This window comes from Pseudarthrobacter sp. 01T43, assembly GCF_056398665.1.
The window spans coordinates 33,206-52,584 of record NZ_JBFTPV010000011.1 but is presented as its reverse complement, the minus strand read 5'-3'; the positions used below and the strand labels follow the sequence as shown (position 1 = coordinate 52,584).

Annotated in this window: 17 protein-coding genes; 9 read left to right on the top strand and 8 right to left on the bottom strand. The window is 64.3% G+C overall.

The genetic code is table 11. The features are described from left to right. Positions 1-144: 144 nt before the first annotated feature. The gene (locus AC1DIM_RS11885; protein ID WP_477710691.1) at positions 145-1,362 is read right to left on the bottom strand and encodes an MFS transporter; all 1,218 of its coding nucleotides are present in this window, start codon (positions 1,360-1,362) and stop codon (positions 145-147) included. Positions 1,363-1,480: 118 nt separating this feature from the next. On the opposite strand from AC1DIM_RS11885, the gene AC1DIM_RS11880 reads away from it, so the two are divergent. Continuing rightward, positions 1,481-1,822 carry a hypothetical protein gene (locus AC1DIM_RS11880; RefSeq protein ID WP_477710690.1) on the top strand — a complete coding sequence of 114 codons (342 nt, stop codon included), beginning with the start codon at positions 1,481-1,483 and terminating at the stop codon, positions 1,820-1,822. A gap of 39 nt (positions 1,823-1,861) precedes the next feature. On the opposite strand, the gene AC1DIM_RS11875 is transcribed toward AC1DIM_RS11880, so the two are convergent. Continuing rightward, the gene (locus tag AC1DIM_RS11875) at positions 1,862-2,215 is read right to left on the bottom strand and encodes a hypothetical protein (protein ID WP_477710689.1); all 354 of its coding nucleotides are present in this window, start codon (positions 2,213-2,215) and stop codon (positions 1,862-1,864) included. 201 nt (positions 2,216-2,416) lie between these two features. Between AC1DIM_RS11875 and AC1DIM_RS11870 the strand changes: the two genes are divergently transcribed. From AC1DIM_RS11870 to AC1DIM_RS11860, 3 genes are all read left to right on the top strand, one after another. Next, positions 2,417-3,169: an SDR family oxidoreductase gene (locus tag AC1DIM_RS11870; protein WP_477710688.1), complete on the top strand. Its 753-nt coding sequence runs from the start codon at positions 2,417-2,419 to the stop codon at positions 3,167-3,169. A gap of 347 nt (positions 3,170-3,516) precedes the next feature. Then, positions 3,517-3,843, top strand: coding sequence for a hypothetical protein (locus tag AC1DIM_RS11865; protein WP_477710687.1), 327 nt, complete (start codon positions 3,517-3,519; stop codon positions 3,841-3,843). A 334-nt stretch (positions 3,844-4,177) separates the two neighbouring features. Continuing rightward, positions 4,178-6,475 carry a fibronectin type III domain-containing protein gene (locus AC1DIM_RS11860; protein ID WP_477710686.1) on the top strand — a complete coding sequence of 766 codons (2,298 nt, stop codon included), beginning with the start codon at positions 4,178-4,180 and terminating at the stop codon, positions 6,473-6,475. A gap of 140 nt (positions 6,476-6,615) precedes the next feature. Here AC1DIM_RS11860 and AC1DIM_RS11855 read toward each other — a convergent pair whose 3' ends face one another. Continuing rightward, a complete protein-coding gene (locus AC1DIM_RS11855; protein WP_477710685.1) occupies positions 6,616-8,031 on the bottom strand; it encodes a sensor histidine kinase in 1,416 nt (471 codons plus the stop codon). Between the two features lie 15 nt (positions 8,032-8,046). Further along, a complete protein-coding gene (locus AC1DIM_RS11850) occupies positions 8,047-9,291 on the bottom strand; it encodes a BTAD domain-containing putative transcriptional regulator (RefSeq protein WP_477710684.1) in 1,245 nt (414 codons plus the stop codon). 467 nt (positions 9,292-9,758) lie between these two features. Here AC1DIM_RS11850 and AC1DIM_RS11845 point away from each other — a divergent pair, with 467 nt between their 5' ends. The 4 genes from AC1DIM_RS11845 to AC1DIM_RS11830 all read left to right on the top strand — a co-directional run bounded on the left by AC1DIM_RS11845 (position 9,759) and on the right by AC1DIM_RS11830 (position 12,913). Beyond that, complete coding sequence (locus AC1DIM_RS11845; RefSeq protein WP_477710683.1) at positions 9,759-11,288, top strand: sensor histidine kinase; 1,530 nt, start codon at positions 9,759-9,761, stop codon at positions 11,286-11,288. Beyond that, a complete protein-coding gene (locus AC1DIM_RS11840) occupies positions 11,285-11,983 on the top strand; it encodes a response regulator transcription factor (RefSeq protein ID WP_477710682.1) in 699 nt (232 codons plus the stop codon). Before AC1DIM_RS11845 ends, AC1DIM_RS11840 begins: the two co-directional genes overlap by 4 nt. Positions 11,984-12,060: 77 nt before the next feature. Beyond that, positions 12,061-12,534, top strand: a complete 474-nt coding sequence (locus AC1DIM_RS11835; protein WP_477710681.1) for a hypothetical protein — start codon at positions 12,061-12,063, stop codon at positions 12,532-12,534. Positions 12,535-12,682: 148 nt separating this feature from the next. After that, positions 12,683-12,913 (top strand): hypothetical protein, encoded by a 231-nt coding sequence (locus AC1DIM_RS11830; RefSeq protein ID WP_477710680.1) that lies wholly within the window; start codon positions 12,683-12,685, stop codon positions 12,911-12,913. Positions 12,914-12,939: 26 nt separating this feature from the next. On the opposite strand, the gene lepB is transcribed toward AC1DIM_RS11830, so the two are convergent. From lepB to AC1DIM_RS11810, 4 genes are all read right to left on the bottom strand, one after another. Further along, positions 12,940-13,470, bottom strand: a complete 531-nt coding sequence (gene lepB, locus AC1DIM_RS11825) for a signal peptidase I (protein WP_477710679.1) — start codon at positions 13,468-13,470, stop codon at positions 12,940-12,942. Beyond that, the gene (locus AC1DIM_RS11820; RefSeq protein WP_477710678.1) at positions 13,454-15,064 is read right to left on the bottom strand and encodes a multicopper oxidase family protein; all 1,611 of its coding nucleotides are present in this window, start codon (positions 15,062-15,064) and stop codon (positions 13,454-13,456) included. Before AC1DIM_RS11820 ends, lepB begins: the two co-directional genes overlap by 17 nt. A gap of 125 nt (positions 15,065-15,189) precedes the next feature. Further along, on the bottom strand, positions 15,190-15,702 hold the full coding sequence (locus tag AC1DIM_RS11815) for a hypothetical protein (RefSeq protein WP_477710677.1): 513 nt from the start codon (positions 15,700-15,702) through the stop codon (positions 15,190-15,192). A gap of 132 nt (positions 15,703-15,834) precedes the next feature. Next, a complete protein-coding gene (locus tag AC1DIM_RS11810; protein ID WP_477710676.1) occupies positions 15,835-17,130 on the bottom strand; it encodes a MinD/ParA family ATP-binding protein in 1,296 nt (431 codons plus the stop codon). Positions 17,131-17,837: 707 nt separating this feature from the next. On the opposite strand from AC1DIM_RS11810, the gene AC1DIM_RS11805 reads away from it, so the two are divergent. Continuing rightward, positions 17,838-19,361 carry an LCP family protein gene (locus AC1DIM_RS11805; RefSeq protein WP_477710675.1) on the top strand — a complete coding sequence of 508 codons (1,524 nt, stop codon included), beginning with the start codon at positions 17,838-17,840 and terminating at the stop codon, positions 19,359-19,361. Positions 19,362-19,379 lie beyond the last annotated feature (18 nt).

Here is a 19,379-nt window from a genome sequence, read left to right as displayed (position 1 = left end):
AATTCGTCAAGGTTTGGGCGAATTTTGTCAAGGTTTCCTCAAGGAAATCATGGCGAAGAAAAAGGGGCCCTGACCTGCGGGTTCTCTCCAATCGATGGACTTCTACCCGCGAGTAGCTAATCAATCGAAGTGACAAAATCGGCCCTAGTAATTCCGCCGGTGCTTCAGCCGCGGCAGCACCACCGCGAACACACCGGCCGCGGCAAAGCCCAGAAATCCGGTGGCCGAGACCCCGGCCCCCAGCGTCGCCAGGGCCGTGACCCCGGAGAGCAGCACAGGCCCGCCGGTTGATCCGGCGTCGGCGATAAACCGCCACAGGCCCAGGAACTGGCCGCGGCCGCGGTCGGGCGAGAAATCAGCGCCGAGGGTCATGATGAGTCCGGAACTGATGCCGTTGCCGAAGCCGATCAGCAGCGAAGCCAGCAGCAGCCCCGTAAAAGAGGCAGTCAAAGGAATCAGCAGCATCGCGATGCCCATGATGATGGTGGACGGGATGGCCACAAACAGCCTGCCGCGCCGGTCCATCACCTTGCCGGCAGGGTAAAACACCAGCATGTCGATGGCCCCGGACAACCCGTAGATCACCGACGCCTGGGCAGGATCCATCCCCAGATGCTCCGCCCACAGCGGGATCACCCCCTGGCGGGAAGCGCGCAGCGCACTAAGCAGCAGGATCCCCACCCCCAGCGTCAGGAACACCCCGGCATGCGAGACCGCAACATTCCGCAGCGTCGGCTCCGGAGTCTTGTGGCCGCCGTCGGGCGCTGGCGGGACAACCAAATCCGGGATGGTGACGGCCAGGACGGCGGCCGCCGCCATCCCCACCACACCCACCCAGTAGGCTCCGGCGATCCCTGCGAACTGCATGACGCCGGCACCAATGAACGGCCCCATGAAGACGCCGATCCGGCTGACCCCGCCCAGCGTGGAGAGTGCCCGCGCCCGGAACTGGATGGGCACGGCCTCGGTCAGGTATTTCTGCCGCGCCAGGCTGAAGACACTTGCCGCCATCCCGACGACGATCATCGCCACCGCAAGCAGCCAGAGTCCGTTGGGGATCAGGGAGGACATGGCGGCGGCCGCGAGCGCGAGGGCTCCAATTGCGGCGGCGCCCACGATCGACCAGCGTTCGCCGTACTTGAGCGTAATCAGGGAGGCGGGCAGGTTGAAGAACCAGGAACCAAGCCCGATCAGCGTGACAATCAGCGCGGAAACCGCCACCGAGGCGCCGAGGTCCCGCGCGGAGAGGACCACCACCGGCAGCACTGCGCCCTCGCCGATGCAGAACAGCAGCGCAGGCCCGAACGCGGGTATGGCGATGCTTCGGAAGTTGAACGGCGGCGGGGTTTCTGGCGAAGTCATCAGATTTATCTTAGGCGAGAGGATTCCGCGCATTTCAGGGGGTCACAAGCGGCCTTGTGAGGACTAACCTTTGCCTTGTGGGGTGTTTCCACGCGCCCCTCCCAGCCAAGGAGGTCTCATGGGTGAGGTGTGGATCCGCACCATCAGCAACAGCTTGGTCCGGGCAGACAAGATCACGGAAATCGCGTCCACCCGGGGATCACTTCACGACGACCAGGGTTACGCGCTGAAAGTCATCGTTGACGGCAAGGCCCACGTTATTATTGACGACGGCGGGCTGCCGGGCTCGTCCACCGAACGGCAGGATTATGCGCGGCATCTGGAAGACGCACTGCTGTTCGCCCTCGACGAGGCCCGGGAGGCTCACGCCTCGGTAGTGGTCTGCTTCGAACCCGAAACGGAGCGCTGGGCCCTCGCCCCGGCGGCGGAGCTGGCCGGCAGGATTTCCGCCGGCAGCTAACTTCTTAGGTGGGTCAACTTCTAAGCGGACAGAGCCGGTTCAGGCGGCCACGCGAACTGGCGCCTGGTGTGCCGTATGCACCGCATGCCGCGGCGGGAGGATGCTAAGCGTGCACGGGCTCTGCTGCGGGTCGATTCTGGCCGGGAGGTGACGCGCTTCGGAGCAGGTCTCCAACTGGCGCAGGGCGTCGGGGTCGACGCGGGCATGTCGCATATCCAGTTCGAGGACAAGGTTGTGCCTCAGGGCGTTGGCTCGCCTCATCACAACATAGAGGGCCTGGATGCTGTGAACAGTGACGTGGCCTTTGGCCAGAACCTGGGCTTTGGCGTGGTCGAGATCTACGCGGACAAGAATGCTGAGCTTGTCGGTCAAGGTCAGGTGCCTTCCTTGCATGGCTGCTACGCTGCAGCCGGGGAGGCCGCGACGCGGCGGCCAGTGGCCGCGCTTCAGCAGCCATATTCAGGCTAGGCAACGCCACGTGATCGGCGCAATATCTACACGGATTGTGTCGGAAGCATCCTTCCCTGGGCGCCCTGAGAGCCCGCGCCCCGGAGAGCCCGCGGCCTGAAACGCCGGTGCCCTAGGATTCGGAGCATGAACATTGCAGTTGCAGGCGGAACCGGAACAATTGGACGCCATGTGGTCACCATCGCCCGCGCCCGCGGCCACCGCGTAGTCAGCCTCTCCCGCGCGGAGGGCGTGGACCTGGTGAACGGCGACGGCCTGGCCGATGCACTCAAAGGCATGGATGCGGTGATCGACGTGGCCAACATTCAGACGCTGAACGGAAAAAAGGCCGTGGACTTCTTCACGGCCGTTACCGGCAACCTCCTGCGGGCGGGAAGGGCGGCCGGGGTTCGGCACCACGTAGCACTTTCCATCGTGGGCGCGGACAAGGCTGCCGCCGGCTATTACGCCGGGAAGCTGGCCCAGGAGCGCCTGGTCCGCAGCGGCGATGTGCCGTGGACCATTCTTCGCGCCACCCAGTTTCATGAGTTCGCGGAACAGATGCTGCAGCGCAGTTCCCTGGGCCCGCTGGTGCTGGTCCCCCGGATGGCAACCCAACCCGTGGCCGCACGCGAAGTGGCGGAAGCGTTGGTTGACGCCGCGGAGGCGGGACCGCAGGGACGGGCTCCTGACCTTGGCGGCCCGGAACGCAAACAGATGGCGGACCTGGTCCGCGCTTACGCGCGAATGCACGGCCAGAAGAAACGCGTCATCGAGTTCACCGCACCCGGGCCGCTGTGGCGCGCGATGCGGAACGGCAGCCTCATCCCGGAGGCGGGCGCCGCCGTCGGGCGCCAAAAGTTCAGTGAGTGGCTGGAGTCCGGGACGCAGGGAACCTAGATTCCGCGCCCGGCGGCCCTAGTGACTTCGCCTGACGCGCATAACCCCTGCCACGAGCCCCATGGCGCCCACCAGGGATCCGAGGATGATACTGAGACCTGAGACGTATTCAAGAATGGTCATCGTTGACGCACCTTTCATCTGGCTGTCCGCTGACGCTAACGGCCAAAGCTCAGGATCGGCGCAAGACCGTCCGTGAGTCAGGTCACAATTCGGCGTCATAAATACGAACATGTTGCGTGGGTCACATTCACTCCCTACTCTGAGTAAGGCTTAAGAAGCGGGCCATAGCAAGAAATAGCAAGAAGCTGCAGCGTCGCAGCCACTGCCGGGGAAGGCTTTACAACTTGAACTCGAAGCTAAACATCGTTGTCCGTATAGATCTCGACCACGCCACAGCTCTGGTGATTGCAAAGGGGCATATCACCGTCCACAGCGTGAACGCACTTTATGTAGTAGTTAAACGGGCCAATTCCTTAAGGGAGGGCCTGGACCTGAAGCTGGACCTCACCCATGCGTGGGTGGATGACGAAGCCCTGGATATGCTCCAGAACGCTTCGGTCACCCATCACCTGCCGGCCAGGATCGATCCGCAGCAGGCGCCTTGCACCATCAGCGTCCTGGCGGCGCGCCGGGAGCAGGCACCCGCACGGCGCGAACTGATCGCCGCCTAAAGCATCCAGGCAAGGCACCCGCAGCGCCCAACAATCGGGCCAGAATGCCAGCCGAAGACTTACCACTTTCCACGAACTGAGAGTGCAGCTGTATCCGAATAGACGGGTAGCTGCACTCTTCAGTTTGCTGGAAACTCCATGCAACTCGCGGCCGGCTCCTAGGGATTCCCTAGGAGCCGGAGTCGGCCTCGCCGATCCTTGGGAAAACCCGGTCCCCCTGTCAGTCGCCGGCCCCTTCCGGCGGGAAAGCAACCAGCGTTTCCCCAAGGTGGCCTTTCTACCTTGTGACTGTGCGTGAACTCTTGCGCACGCACCAAGGATCAGTGAGGTTGTCATGAACACTGCACTTTACGAACCTGGAGAGCCGCGATTCCGTATCCAAAGATATGGAAGGGCCGGGATTATTGGATCGGTCTCCGCCGTACTCTGTGCCACTTCCCTTCTGGCCATCCCCACCGCGACTGCGGCTGTCCCGGCGTTCCCGAACAACCTGGTGGTGTTCCCCGACCGGGACTTCGTCACGATTGAGGGCTACCAGGAAAAAATAGGCCAGACCGCCACAGTGGAAGTAAGCCGCCCCGGAGCCGGGGTGGTCGGTTCCGCGCAGGGCGTCGTCTCGGCCGGGGACGTCGCCTTTGAAATCAACCACCCCGGCGGCGTCTGCTGGGGCGCCGGGACAGGCCTGAACATCACCCCCGACATTCGGCCCGGTGATTCCGTGTCCATCAAATTCGGCGGCACCGAGGCGGGGTCCGTAAACGTCCAGGACGCCTACGTTACTGAGCACGCCACCCTGGCCGGCAACACCCTCACCGTCAAAGGGCACATTGGGAGCGGCGTCAAAACGAACCAGATGGAACAACGCATCATCGAGCCCGCCCTTAAGGACACAAATGTTGGGCGCCGCGACGTCCGGGCGGTCCCCGGAGCGCTGGCACAGGAAAACGGGTACCAGTCCCGCCTCGAAGTCGGGGCTGACGGCCCGGACACCTTCACCGCCACGTACATCTTCACCGATCCAGCCGCAGCCAAGCTGGCGGCCAACGCTGGCGGTGAGCGGGCCATGACGTGGCAAGAGCAGGATTCGGCCGGCAACCGGCAGGGCCTGACCATCGCCGAGTTCGGCGAGCTGGGTGGCCCCGGAATGGGCGGCTGCCCGAACGGGCCCCTGAATTCGGGCCCCGCCGGGCCAACGAATGTGAAAGCGGCCAAAGTCAACGGCGAAATCAAAGTGAACTGGACCCCCGCCCAGGCAGTCCCCGGAACGCCGGCCATCACCGGCTACCGCGTCACCGCCGTCGCAAAGACGGTGACCGGGAACGAGCAGGCCGAATCCGGCGTCCGCATCAGCAGCCAGAAGGCCGCCAGCACCACCATCAGGGGCCTCGCAGCCAACGAAGACTATGACGTCTACGTGGCGTCCGTCAGCAGTGTGGGTGAGACATTCCCGGCCACCCACGCCTTCGCGGAAAAGGACATTACACCCCCGTCCGTGACCGCATCGCCCAACGGCGGAACCTTCTCCACCGCGCAGGAGCTGACGCTGACAGCCAACGAACAGGGCAGCGACATCTACTACACCCTCGATGGAACCGACCCCGTTTCCGCCGGCGTTAGCGTCCCGGGCTCAACCCTTTACACCGGGCCGGTCAAGGTTACCGAAAGCAGCAAGTACACGTTCTCTGCCATCGACGCCTCCGGCAATGCCTCCGACAAGCAGACCATCGAATTCAACATCACCAACAACCCCGTACCGGCTGCCCCGGCCATGACCGGCGCGCCCAAGGCAGGGCAGGGAACCGCTGAAGTGTCCTGGGCAGCGCCGGACCCCGGCGCGCCGGGACTCACCATCAGCGGCTACACTGTCCAGGCCTACACGGCTGGTGGCGCGTTCGGCGCTCCCAAGTCGGTCGCCGGCGGCGTCACCTCGCTGATCTATGACGGGCTGAACACTGACACGACCTACCAGTTCACGGTCAGGGCCGCCAACACCAACGGTGCCGGACCCGAATCGGAGAAGAGCGCCCCCGTCACCATCCAGGGTCCCGTTGTGGCCAGCGCCGGACCGGATCAGACCGTCGCCCGGCGTACCACGGCAACCACAATCACCCTGGACGGCACCGGCTCCACCCCCGGCGCCACCTACAAGTGGGAGCAGGTTCTGACCGGGACTTCCGATCCGGACAAAGTCACCCTGAATGCCGGCAACACGCTGAAGCCAACCTTCAGCCTGCCGGTCTACAAGTCCCCCATGACCAACAATCCGCTGACCTTCAAGTTGACGGTCACTGTCGGCGCGGACCCCGCTACGGCGAGCGTCCGGACGGATGAGGTCCTGGTGACGCCCGTTCCGGACAGGGTGACCGTTGACCAGGCCCAATGGAAGAGCGGTGATCTGAGGATCAGCGGCACCAGCTCCGTCATAGGGGGCATCATCACGGTACGCGTTGGCGGTCCTACCGGCCGCGTGCTGGGCCAGGCAACAGTCACGGCGGCAGCCGCCCCGGCAACCGACGGCGTCTACAGCCTACGGCTGCGCGACGCAGCCGCAGGCACCACCAACCCCGGCTCTGTCTGGATCGAATCCACCCTGGGAGGCACTGCCGGACCGGTGTCTGTCATCAATAAATAGACGAATGTCCACCGTGGCCCGGCGGCCTCCGGAAATGTTCCGGAGGGCGCCGGGCCTCGGCGCGTCCCGTTACTTCGACGTCGGACCCCACAAGGGTGATGATTCGCGGCCCCGCTGTTGAGGACCTGGAGAAACCTGACCTAGGTAGGGCTCGGTACCGCTAGGTCCGGATTCGACGCCGCGGCAGCAGGGCGCCGGCCGGCAAGACGGAGGGCGGGCGCCGCTGCGCCGAACGTCGCGGTCACAGAGGTTCCGGCCCCCGGGGCAGAGCGGACCTCAAACGCGCCGCCCGCCTGCCGGATCGTGTCTCCGAGGATTCTGAGGCCAAGGTGGCCTTCGGCGCGCGGCTCGCCCGGATTGAAGCCGACGCCGTCATCAGTCACTGCGATCCGGGTGCGCTGGCCGGCCTGCCGCACCCGAATGGCAACCGATCGCGCCGAGGAATGCTTGCTGACATTGACTAAGGCTTCGCGTGCCACACGGTAGAGCAGGACTGCCCGGTCCCGGTCCAGCACAAACGATTCCGGAATCTCCACAGTCAGGGCTATTCCGCGTTCCATCAGGGGTGCTTCCAGCCGCATGAGGGAAGCGTACAGCCCGAGCTCCTCAAGGTCCGGCGGATAGAGTTCACTGGTCATGGCCCGCAGGGTGCGGATGTTGTTTTGGAGCATGGTGCGGGCTGTCGTAAAAACGGGCTGCAGTTCCAGCGGGCCGCGGCGCTCTTCTGATTCCAAGGCATATGCCAGCCCGGACAAGTCCTGGATCACCTCGTCGTGGAGTTCGCCGGCCATCTGGCGGCGCTCGTGGTCTGAGGCCTCGATCGCACACCGCAGCAATGCGGTGCGTGCCGCCTGATGGACCTGGATCCGCCGTGCCAGGCGGACAGCCGGGACCAGTTGCGTGAGCTGCAGGACCGCCAACGACAGCAACATTGGCGGGATCACAGCCCTGAGGACTGTTTGTTGTTCCCGGCGGACCTCATCGCCGGAAGAGTACGTTTCGAAGATTATCGGAGCTCCACTCTGCGAAGTGGAGCGGACATAGACCTCCACGAGTTCACCGGCGTTCGCCTCAAACTGATTTTCTTTCCCGGTCTGGGATTCAAGGGTGGCCGTGGCCGGCCCGCCGTCAAGAAGCAGGCGTGCCCACTCCTCCTGCTCGAACACCTGCCCGATGAGGGACTCGGCATCCGAGTAGACCACGCGGCCGTGCGCGTCCCATACTTTGATCCTTGTCACGCCGCTCTCAGCAAGCCACGGCTCCAGCCTCTGGTCCAGCAGTTCCAGCGCGGCGGGTTCGTGGGCAACGAGCTGGTCTGTGATCAACGGCCTGACCACGTTGTCGGCCAAACGCTGGGTGATGTCCCGGGCATTTGCCAGGGCGTGCCGTTCCGCTTCGGCCCAGATCCAGAAGACAACAGGGGTGGCCACCAGGACGAGGGCAGCCAAACCGGCAAACAGGAAACGTCCAACAGCTGCCCTGACTTCCCTCCGCTCAGCGGCTTCATGGCCCCTGTTTGCGGCAGTGGCGGGCTCCCCGGCGTGAAGTCTGCGCACGGTGAAAATGCCGGCTCACTTTCCCGATGGTGCTGGCGCGGGCGTGACAGTGCCCCACCTCGCCACCAGGGCCGGGTTCACGATCATGCTGCCGGCGTGGGCATGCCTGAGGGTATCCAACATGACGCCCAGTGCGCCGTCTTTGGGGAGAAATCCGCAAATACCCAGGCGGGCGGCCTCACGCAGCGCCTCCTGCGACGGGTTGCCTGTCAGCATAACGATCCGGGTCCCCGGTGCTTCCGTGAGGATCCCCTCGGCAGCTTTGAGTCCAGAGCCGTCAGCAAGGTACAGATCCATGATGACGACGTCGGGCCGCAGGTCCCGGGACATCGTCACCGCGGATGCCACGGAATTCGCCGCTCCCACACTTTTGAGGTCCGGTTCGCGGTCCAGCGCCCCAGCCAACAGGTCGGAAAACGTGGTGTGGTCGTCAACGATCAGGATTCGGAGGCGCTCCGTTCCCTGCGCGCTCATCGCAGTAACCGGGCCACTCTCTCTTGCCACGTGGGCGGGTCGAACGGGCTCGGCCGGGCCGGAAGTTGCAGCTGTGCTCCTCAGGAGCCTGCTTTGCGCATCTCTCAGCGCCGGACCCGGGGCGCAGCCCAATTCCTGGTCCATGACCCTGCGGCAGCGCTCGAAAGCCCGCAATGCTTCCGTGTTCTCCCCGTTCTGCTCAAGCCCCAGGATCAGGGCCGTCCAGGCTCGTTCATTGAGCGGATCTTCCTTCGCGGCCACACCACCCAAGGAAATTGCCATGCCCGCTTCCCCCAGGGCGAGCGCGGTTTCTGCGGCCCTGACGCGGGCAATCCCGACGCGCGCTGAATGCGCGGCCCGCTCCTCCTCTGCCCAGGGCGGAAGTAGTTCGTCCCCGAGTAGCGGGGCAGAAGCCAGGTCAAGGGCTTCCGTCAGCATTGCCATTGCCTCGCGGGACTCCGACTGGCTGGCTGTCCGGGTCAGCGTTTCGAACCGGTCCAGGTCCAGCTCCACCAGCGACCGGTCTATGGCATAGCCGCCGGTGACCGTTCGCAGGGGACCCGTTCGCCCGGTACCGGGCTGCAGGTGGCGTCGGAGGACGCTGACATAACTTTCAAGGGTAGGCAGTGCAACAGCCGGATGATTGCCGCCCCACAGCAAATCCATGATTCGGGTCTTGGACACTGCCGAACCAAAATTCAGCAGGAGAATTTCGAGCACCTGGCGGGGTTTGGGGCCGCCAAGGTCGTTGGCGCCCAGCTCTGTGTCGCCGCGGCGAATCGTCAATGGGCCGAAAACTGAAATCTGAAGGGTTGGTGCCTGCGGCGGCGCTTCAGGCACAAGACCCGCATCGCCTCTGTCGCTTGCCAGTTCCAAGGTCATCCCTGGCACCCCCCACATAGTTTCTGCTTCGTGGCTTTCATTGAAATTGCCAGGCAAACACGCGAACAACAGTGTGCAGTACTCGCTTCTGGAACCTGCACCACTGGGGTTCTGCACGCCTACGCAGAGCCTGCGCGGGGGAATCCCCAACCACACGCCGGAAACGGCAGCTGGACGGGAACCGTTTTCGCTGGTCAACGCCACCATTGAGTACCGGTGGGAAAGGTTGGGGAAACCCTAGGTAGCGCGGCGCAAGAGGGAATCCCCTATCGAAGATTTCCCCAAGCTGGCCTACCTAACTTTGTAGGGAACAAGCACTGCAACGGTTTGTGTCCAGCCCTGGTGCAGGCAAGCAATGTGACAGGAACAAGATGACATCGCGGACGGGAACCAGCCACAAGGTTTCCGCCCGTCTGCACGCCACATCGTTGAGCCAGGGCTGGCGGGGCGTCCGGGCGGGGTTGCGCACTGTCCGCTTTCGGGTGCTGGCAACGGTCCTGGCTTTCCTGGCGGCCGGCCTGCTGATTACCGGTATCACCACGTTCACCCTGGACCTGCGGAACCTCAATAGCCGTGTCAGTGAGGAACTCCTGCTTCAGTCCGGCCGGCTCAGGAACATCGCTGAGCTAGGTCCGCCCGGCGGGCGTCAATTTACCGACCTTGATGCGCTATTTAGAGTGTTCCTTCAGAGCGATGCCCCCGGCCGGTACGAATCGGTGATGGCCACTGTCAGCGGCGGAAACACCTTCCTGCCTGCCGGCGAACAGCCAAGCAATCTCGCTTCACCCGAAATACTCCAAGCAGCCCGGTCCGAGCGTGTTGAAAACAGCACGGTCTTCCATGACATGACGTTGGACGGGCGGACGGTGCGCCTGGCCATCACATCGGTGACCCTGGATAACGGAGATGCCACCGGATTGTTGGTGGCAGCTAGTGAAATCGGGCTCCAGCGGGAGCAGATGGTGGCGTCCTTCGGCACCTTCGCGGCGGCGTCGCTTGGCACACTGCTGGTGGCAGGGGCGGTGGGTTTCGCGGTGACGGGCCGGCTGTTTGTTCCTGTCCGCCGCCTGCGCCAGGCCACGGAATCCATCAGCTTTGAGGACCTGAGCAGCCGCGTCCTGGTCCCGTCCGGCGATGACGACGTTTCGCAGCTGGCAACCGACTTCAACCGCATGCTGGACAGGCTGGAAGCCGGCATCGCAGACCAGCGTCAGTTTGTGGATGACGCCAGCCATGAACTAAGGACACCATTGACCATCATCGGCGGCCACCTCCAGCTGCTGCAGGCAGGAGACCCACAGGATGTCAGCGAGACCCAAGTGCTGCTCCTGGAGGAACTGGACCGGATGCAGTCCCTGGTAGACGAGCTCCTGTTGCTGGCCCGAAGCGGCCGCCCGGACTTCGTGCGTTTGGACTGGATCGACGCCGATTCCTTCCTTGAAGCAGCCATGGACAGGGTCAGGGTCCTGGCGGATCGCCGATGGCAGATCGAAAGCATGCCCGGCGGCCGGTTCCGTGCGGACCGCAACCGTCTCACCCAGGCCGTTGAACAGCTGGCGGTTAATGCAGTGCAGTCCACGCGGCGGCATGACGTAATTTCCCTTGGCGGAGCCTGGACGGGGACGCCGGGCGGCACGGCACCGCCCGGTTGCCAGGATTCGCCTGGAGGCGGCGTCGAGATCTGGGTGGCAGACACGGGTTGCGGTATCAGCGACGCGGACCAGGAACGCATCTTCGACCGGTTCGCCAGGGCCGGGGTATCACGCGGCAAGGAAGGGTCCGGACTGGGCCTGTCCATAGTCAAGGCCATAGCCGAAGCACACGGCGGTTCACTGCGGGTGACGTCGCGGGTCGATGAAGGCAGCCGGTTTGTGCTCTCGCTGCCAGGAGGAACCTCATGACACGGATACTGATTGCCGACGACGAACCACGGATCGCCAGCTTCATCGCCAAAGGACTCACCGCGGCCGGGTTCACCACTTCCTCGGTGGAGGACGGCATCCGGGCGCTGGACTACGGCAGCTCCGGAGAGTTTGACCTGCTCATTCTGGACATCGGCATGCCCAGGATGGACGGGTTCGCTGTACTCTCGGCCCTGCGCGCCATGAAGTGCACGGTTCCGGTGATTGTCCTGACAGCCAAGGACTCCCTTCAGGACACTTTGGCAGCGCTCGACGGCGGCGCGGATGACTACATGACCAAACCCTTCCGCTTCGAGGAGCTGCTTTCGCGGATCCGCCTGCGGCTGCGCGACAAGCCGGAGGCGCAGGAGGCACCAGACCCAACATGCGGCGACATCAGCCTGGACGTTGACCTTCGCAGTGCCAGGGTCCGGGACCGGACGGTGCCGCTGTCCGCCCGGGAGTTCGCCATGGCCCGGGCGTTTGTGGAGAACGAGGGCAAGCTGCTCAGCCGGGAACAGCTGTTGAGCCGGGTGTGGGGATACGACTTTGACGGGTCCTCCAACGTGGTGGATGTCTACGTGGGGTATCTGCGCAACAAGCTTGGCCCGGAAAAATTCCTGGCTGTCCGGGGCGCCGGCTACCGCTTTGTCGCCACGCCTGCTCCCCTGTCCCAGTCCAACTCCGGAGCATGAGAGGTCTCTCATAAAAGTCTCATTCCCCTCTCACCGTGGCCCGGCAGAGTGGAAACACAACCAAGAAAGGCGATCCGATGAAAAAGAACTGGTATCTCCCCGTCGCAGTTTTAGCCGGCGCAGCAAGCTTCACGGTCTGGACAGCTGCTACTGCGGGTCCTCCCACGGCGGTGACCCCCGGCGTGAAGGTGGTGGCCGACGTCGCGCCCCGCAGCGACGTTGCACCTGGCACTGCCAGTGACTCCCCCAAACCCGAGGACTCCCCCAAACCCGATGACTCGCCGTCGCTGCTTCCCGAGGCAACCTCCACGGCGGACATCACCGCAATACCTGACCATGCGGCCCCGCAAACGCAACTTGTTCCGGCGCAGCTGCAGACCTTCGCCCCGGTACAGGCACCTGACGACAATGGCGGGCTCAGGGAGGCCGGTGTCTCCGACGACGGGCCCACCCACAACCTGATCGACGACAAGGGCGGACTCAGGGACAAAGGCGTTTCCGACGACGGCCCCCGGCACGGTTCCGGCGACGACAAAGGCGGCAAGCGGTAGCTCCCCGCTAACACTCAGTACAGAGAGGGCAGGCATGTTTACTTGCTCAGTGCTTCGATGCAGCAATCCCGGCTCCGCCTTCACGGCGGGTAGCCAACGAGCAACAACTGGGTATCACGAGGCCTTCGTCTGTGCTGAACACAGGGCGTTGATCGATGCCGGTGCCCCGTGGGACATGGAAGGCCGCCATGTTCTGATGGGCCAGGACCTGCCCCCAATCCTGGAGAATTGGTCCGCCCGCCTATGCGCCGGGTCCAAGGGCTTCACGCTGACGCTTGAGATCGCGGGCCAGCTGAAGCCCCTTGAAGTCTTCCTGATGCCCACCGAGGCCAGGACGTTGTCCACGTTCATCGAGACGGCCAACAGTGTCCGCCGCTGACAGACTTTCCAGCGAAGGCCGCAAACCTACTTCTGGCCTGTCAAGAGGGTTCCTTGGATCGCGGTCAAAGGCACAGCCCCGAAATCCCGTGAGTCTATGGACACACCGCGATTGTCACCCAGCACAAAGACGCTTCCGGCGGGCACCGTGACGGGGCCGAAGTACGTTCCGTCGATGCGGCTGTGGTCAACGAAGGGTTCCGGGACAGCGATGTCATCAACGTACAGCTCAGCGTCGCGGATGGCGACGGTCTGCCCTTCCCCCGCTATGACCCGCTTGATGGCCGTGTGGCCGTCCGCGGGGTTGGTGAAACCGACCACCACGCCATTCCGGATCCAGCCTGCCGTGGCAGCCGGCTTGAACAAGAGCACCATGGAGCCCGACGCAATGGTCGGCTCCATGCTGTCCGACGAGACGGTGAAGGGTTCCACCAGCCACGCGCGGGCAGCAATGACCACCAGGGCAGGGATCAGTGCAACCACAAGGAGCGAGCGGTGCCGCGGGAGCCGCCGCCCGCCGTCGCGCGTTTCTCGTGCCGCTTTAATCCTTTTCGTCATCCCATACAGCCTTGGCCGCGGTCATGGGATCGTCGGGGTCCACGTCGGTCTCGCTAAGGCCCACACGGAACTGGGTCATCATGTCGTGGTCCTCGTGCGGCAGGTTGTGGCAGTGCATCATGTAGACGCCCTTGTTCGGGGTGAACTTCATCAAAAGCCGGACAGTCTCGCCCTCCCCTACGTACACCACGTCCTTGGGGCCGCGCTCGTGGGCGAAGGGCGCGTTTCCGTTGCGGCTGAGGACCTGGAAATCCACCAGATGGATGTGCAGCGGGTGGAACCAGCCGCCGGAGTTGTTCTGGATTTCCCAGATTTCCACGGAGTTGAGGGCTGGATCGGCAACCACCTTCTTGTAGCCGCTGGCGATGACGTCCTGCCAGCTGTCCTCGTTGATGGTCCACATGTTGGTGGCGTCGTTCCGCTTGACCCGGAAATTACGTGTTTTCAGGGATTGCCCGGCGGTCAGCGACATGGTCTCGCTGGCGGCCAGCGTGGTGGGGATCCGGTTCCAGGTGGGGTCCGAGGTGTCCACCGGCTCGTCGGTGACGTCGAAGGCCATGATCTTGTTGGTGTAGTCATAGTCGACGTTGTTCTTGTTGGACAGGTTCTGCAGTTCGATCCGCTGCCCCGTCTTGTACTTCCGGAAGTCGATCAGGACCTCATACCGTTCGGCCCCGCCGTGGCGGTAGTTCGGCACGCTCTGCGCCACCGGGACCAGGCCGCCATCAGTGGCCACCACCACCAGCGGATCGCCGGTGCTGAGGGTCGGGCGCAGGGAGCGGGAGATGGAACAGTTCAGGATCCGGAAGCGGTACACGCGCTTCTGCACCTTCATGACCGGCCATGGCTTTCCGTTGACCAGGATGACGTCGCCCCAGAGTCCCGAGTGGCTGTTGTCGTCGTAGCCCAGGGACCCGTTCGCGGCGAACATCGCATCACTGACCGTCAGTGCGACGTCGTAGCGGCCTTGCGGGAGCAGTTGCCGTTCGAGGGGATCGTGCATGTGGTACTGCGCCGCAAGGCCGGAGTAGGCGTTGAGGGCCGTGAAGTGGACGCCGTGGTCGTGATACCAGAGCGTGCGGGCCGGCTGGAAGTTGGGGTAGTGGTAGTCCTTGTAGAACCCGGGGTGGGTGATGTCGCTGGCGTAGCCGTCGTATTGGGGCAGCGAGGCGGACCCATGCAGGTGGGTGGACGTGGAAAGGGCGTGTCCGTCCAGGGCATGCTGCGCCGGGAGCTGGTTGCGGATCCTGATGACAGCTTTTGTGCCTTGGTCGAGGCTGACGGTGGGTCCCGGAAACAACCCGTTGTAGCCGAGAACGGGGGTGGTCAGCCGCGGCAGGATATTGGCCGTGGCGGCCTTCTCCGTCAGCCGGTAGTAGTTGACCGGCAACCCGTCCGCCGGATCAACGTCCGTGGCGTAAGGCTCGAGGATGGGAGCCTGGACAAAGGGGACCTGGAATGGCCGCGGCATCTCCTTGTCGCTGAGCCGGCTGGCCGATTTGGCCTCCACGGATCCTGTGGGCAACATCGCAGCACCTGCTCCGAGGACTCCGAGTCCCCCGATCAACAGAACCTGACGGCGTGAAATGGTCATGGCCGGTCTCCTTTGTTCAATACAAAGACTGTGGGGGACCTGGCTTGGAGATTTCCTGCGTCGGGTTCCGCTGCCCTTGGAGAAACCCTGCAACCGGCCGCATTTCCCCGGGACGAAAAACCACGTTATTTTCCGCCCCGGTGGTGTCCGGCGCCGAGGGACGCTCCGGGTCCCCCAGGCAGCTCCAGCGTCAGATCGATGGCACGGTCCGGCAGTTCGAACACGAGCGTGGCGTTGATGCTCTCCCCTTGGCGCGCCTCCGCGGGGGCAGGAGAAAACCAGATGGCTTTCCACTCCCCGGCGCCCAGGGCCGAGACGGCGTACCGGGACGGGTCGAAGGTCAGGCCGCCCTGTTCCATTGCGGTCAGCTCCAGGAGTATCCGGACGCGATGGAGTTCCGCCCCGGGTGGATCGGCGAGCGCCGCCGAGGGTGTGGGGGGCTGCCAACCATCTGCTTCCAGCGGAATAACCCCATTAATGCGGGCGAGTCCGCCTTCAAGGCTGGCCGAGGCGCCCAAAAGGGCAGGGGGCGTCCGGGGGGCGGCCGTCAGGACGCCGGCCACCAGGGTCCCAACGAGTGCGAGCAAAATCGCCGGAACCAGGATCTTCGTTCGCCTGAGCAGTGCTGTCGATGCCATACCGGCCAGTGTTCCGGCGGGTCCTAGGGATTCCCTAGGGGCCGGCACCTGCCCGCAAATGTAGGTAGCAGTTGATGTCGCTTTGAGGCCTCAAAACGACATCTACTGCTACTTAGTTGGGTGGAAAGGGGGCTAGCGGTACCCGTCCACGATGGCCGCCGCAATCTCCTTGTACGCCCGCCGCGTATCGGGCTTCAGCACGTCCAGGGTGACCAGGTCGCCGTCGGCCACGCCGCGGTCGTGCGGGACGGCGATGAGCTGGCGGCAGATCCCGGCGAGGTGTTCCTCGATGGCGTCCTTGTCCACGCGGGAGGAGACCTCGTCCTTGTCCGTGATGACCACAATCGCGTTCCGGGCCAGGTCCTCGTACCCGTGGCTGGCCAGCCAGTGCAGGGTGCTGCGTGCCCGCTTGGCCCCGCTTACCGCGTACCCGGCGGCGATGACCAGGTTGTCGGCCGACTGCAGGATCCCGCTCATCGCGTTGTGCGTGACGCCGGTGCCGCAGTCGGTCAGGGCCACGGAGTAGTAATTGGAGATCAGCTTGCGGATCCGCAGGTATTCGGCGGCCGTCAGCGAGTCGGAGACTTCCGGGTCCTGCTCCCCCGCGATCAGGTGCAGCCGTCCGGCATGGTGCATGTACCGGGCCAGGGCCGTGAGGGAGTCCACGGATTCGATGTTCTTGAGCAGGTCCGTGATGGTGCGCGGGCTGGCCTGCTGGTAGATCCCCTCGCCCAGGGCACGCTCCACGAGGTCACCGGAGTCCGGGTTGGCGTCGATGGCACACGGCGCGTCGCCGCGGAATTCGGCCAGGGTCAGGCCCACACCCACCGTGGTGGAGGTCTTGCCGATGCCGCCCTTGAGGCTCAGCACCGCCGTGTTGTAGCTGCCCTGCAGCTGCCGGGAAATACGGCGGGCCAGCTCGTCCTCGTCGCGCTGCTTGGCGCTGGGCCCGAGGTTCCAGGCGCCGCCGGTCAGCGCGTAGATCGCGCCGCGGAGGCCGCCCACGGGCCGGGGCTTCTGCTCTTTCACGAACAGGCCCGGGGAGCTGATGAAGTCAGGCATGGGGCTCTCGGCGATCACATCCGCCGCCGTGGGCCGGACGCGCCGGAACGCGGGTGTTTCGTCCGGGACGTAAGGTTCAGGAACCGCCGACGACGACGGCACGGCAGTGTCGCCGTCGTACGCCACCGCGGTGGTGCGGTAGTTGTGCTCGTCCGGCTGCCCGGGCTGCGGTTCTTGGACCTGCTGTTGCCGAGCCTGCGGCTGCGCGGTGACCGGCGGCTTGGCCGGCCGGCGGGTCGGAGCCGGAACATGCGCCGCAGGTTTGCCGTGGTCGGCGGCGGCCGCGGCCTCCGCCCAGGAGCTGCGGCGCGGCACCGGAGTGCCGGAGTCGGGCGTGGTGGAAGGCTCGGGAGTTACGGCTGGCATGGTTCCTGTCTGGGCATCCGAAAGGGCTCCGTCGGCGCGGCGGAGGTCGCGGCGTCGTCGGGGCGGTTGCGGCTGCCCTGCATCCTCTGCAATGGCACGTGCGTTCTGATCCGCCGGATCGGGCATGTCTGTCCCCCAGGACTTCGGCTCAAGGTTCTGCGGCACTTTATACGGACTGTTTCAGTCAACCAGTCTAGGCGCTGACGCAGACGACGAGCTCAGTGGCGGGTCAGGGCGGCCACCACAACGCACGCGGTGAGCACCAACAACACGGTCAGGACGGCGTAGGCCTGCCATTTCGGGCGACCCTTATGCGGGTTGATATCAACATAGGGCATTGCTAGCTGCGGTCACTCCTCGTGGCGGTCACCTTTATTGCGCGCCGCTTGAGGCGGAGCACCTGGTACATCGCACAGAAAGGAATCAGCAGTGTAGCCAAAAGCGCGCAGAGCGCCAGGGCATAGTCCATGAGAGCCAATGCGGCCTCCGTCGGTTAGCAGTGATCCCCCATGCGATCACGAGTCACGGTAGCCGTACGTCACAGCGGTTGACAAATCGCGTCAACCCATAGCGTGTCCGCCGGCGCCAGCGGAGCAACCGCGTTGCCCCTGCTGCGCAGCTGCCCTCTCGTAACAAGGTCCTCAGGGAATTGCCAGCAAACACCCGTAGCGTTAACTGGTCTCTGCCACCAAAAGAAAGTCACAACTTTGTTCGGTCGCGACAATGCTCCCAGCCAAGAACCTGGCACTCCTGTTCCCTACCCGGGCCAAGGCAAGCTGTATTCGTCGAGCTCACGCCGACGTTTCAGCTTCCGCACGTCACCCCGGTGGTTCAGGATTGTCACCGCCGTTGTAGCCGTCCTCTTCGTAGGCGTTGTTGCTTTTGGCGGTTACTGGGCCTGGCGGCTGCAGTCCAACATCAGCAGCTCAGACCTCAGCGCGGGCGGACATCGGTCCGAGGGCGCCGTCAATGACAGCAAGGATCGCCTGCAGATCCTAGTCCTGGGCAGCGACACCCGGAGCGGCAACAACAGCCAGTACGGGACCGCTGACCAGTCGTCCGGTTACGGACAATCGGACGTCATGATGCTGCTGGACATCGCCGCGGACAACAACCACGTCAACGTCATCAGCTTTCCCCGTGACCTGATGGTGGACATCCCTGCCTGCACCGACACCAAAACGAACCGGCACTACGACGAACAACCCAGCGGCATGATCAATGGCGCCATGGCCCAGGCGGGCATCGGCTGCGCCGTGGACACCGTGAACAAGCTCACCGGCCTGGAAGTGGACCACTTCATGATGGCCGACTTCAACGCAGTCAAGGAACTCTCCAACGCGGTGGGCGGCGTGGACGTCTGTGTCAGTGCCGCCGTCAACGACCCCGAGTCCGGACTGCACCTGCCTAAGGGCACCTCCCAGGTGCAGGGCGATCAGGCCCTGGCGTTCCTGCGCACCCGCCACGGGTTTGAGAATGGCGGCGACTTAGGCAGGATCAAGGCCCAGCAAGCATTCCTGGGCTCCCTGACGCGCAAACTCAAGTCCGAGGGAACGCTTGGCAATCCGCAGAAGATGCTCAGCATCGCCGATACCGTGACCAAGAACCTAACGGTCGATTCCGGACTGGCCTCAGTCCCGTCGCTGCTCACTATTGCCAACAGGCTCAAAAACATAGATCCCGCCAACGTCAACTTCATCACGGTACCGAACATCCCTGCGCCGTCGGATCCCAACCGGCTGACCCTGGACGAGCCCGCAGCGTCAAACTTCTTTGCCGCCCTCCGCAATAGCCCCGACCTGAAACAGGCCCCGCCCGCGGCAACCGACGCGCCGTCGTCGACCGCGCCCTCTGCGCCCGCCTACAACAAGGCGCTTCAGCCGATCACGGTTGCCAACGGCACCGGCGTGACAGGGCGCAGCACCGCCATTGCTGCCATGTTCACGGACGCCGGTTTTGCCAAGGTGACCCGGGTCCAGGCAGCGGCACGTGCCCAGACCATGGTTTATTACAGCGCCGGGTTCGCGGACGTCGCCGCAGATGTGGCCACCATGTTTGGGCTCCCCGCAACCAGCGTCCAGCAAGTAGCCAACATTCAGGGCGTGCAGTTGTTCGCGGGCGAAGATTTTGCCACCGGAGACAAACCCACCCTCCCCACCTCCGATCCGGGCAGCGTGGTGGCACAAACCGCGCAGGACCAGACCTGCCAGACGGCCAACACGGGGGGCTAGCCACCATGGTTGGCCCCA

Bases quoted from the DNA above. Each gene is read 5' to 3' on its own strand.
- AC1DIM_RS11885 (WP_477710691.1), bottom strand. From the start codon at position 1,362: ATGACTTCGCCAGAAACCCCGCCGCCGTTCAACTTCCGAAGCATCGCC.
- AC1DIM_RS11880 (WP_477710690.1), top strand. From the start codon at position 1,481: ATGGGTGAGGTGTGGATCCGCACCATCAGCAACAGCTTGGTCCGGGCA.
- AC1DIM_RS11875 (WP_477710689.1), bottom strand. From the start codon at position 2,215: ATGCAAGGAAGGCACCTGACCTTGACCGACAAGCTCAGCATTCTTGTC.
- AC1DIM_RS11870 (WP_477710688.1), top strand. From the start codon at position 2,417: ATGAACATTGCAGTTGCAGGCGGAACCGGAACAATTGGACGCCATGTG.
- AC1DIM_RS11860 (WP_477710686.1), top strand. From the start codon at position 4,178: ATGAACACTGCACTTTACGAACCTGGAGAGCCGCGATTCCGTATCCAA.
- AC1DIM_RS11845 (WP_477710683.1), top strand. From the start codon at position 9,759: ATGACATCGCGGACGGGAACCAGCCACAAGGTTTCCGCCCGTCTGCAC.
- AC1DIM_RS11840 (WP_477710682.1), top strand. From the start codon at position 11,285: ATGACACGGATACTGATTGCCGACGACGAACCACGGATCGCCAGCTTC.
- AC1DIM_RS11835 (WP_477710681.1), top strand. From the start codon at position 12,061: ATGAAAAAGAACTGGTATCTCCCCGTCGCAGTTTTAGCCGGCGCAGCA.
- lepB (WP_477710679.1), bottom strand. From the start codon at position 13,470: ATGACGAAAAGGATTAAAGCGGCACGAGAAACGCGCGACGGCGGGCGG.
- AC1DIM_RS11820 (WP_477710678.1), bottom strand. From the start codon at position 15,064: ATGACCATTTCACGCCGTCAGGTTCTGTTGATCGGGGGACTCGGAGTC.
- AC1DIM_RS11815 (WP_477710677.1), bottom strand. From the start codon at position 15,702: ATGGCATCGACAGCACTGCTCAGGCGAACGAAGATCCTGGTTCCGGCG.
- AC1DIM_RS11810 (WP_477710676.1), bottom strand. From the start codon at position 17,130: ATGCCAGCCGTAACTCCCGAGCCTTCCACCACGCCCGACTCCGGCACT.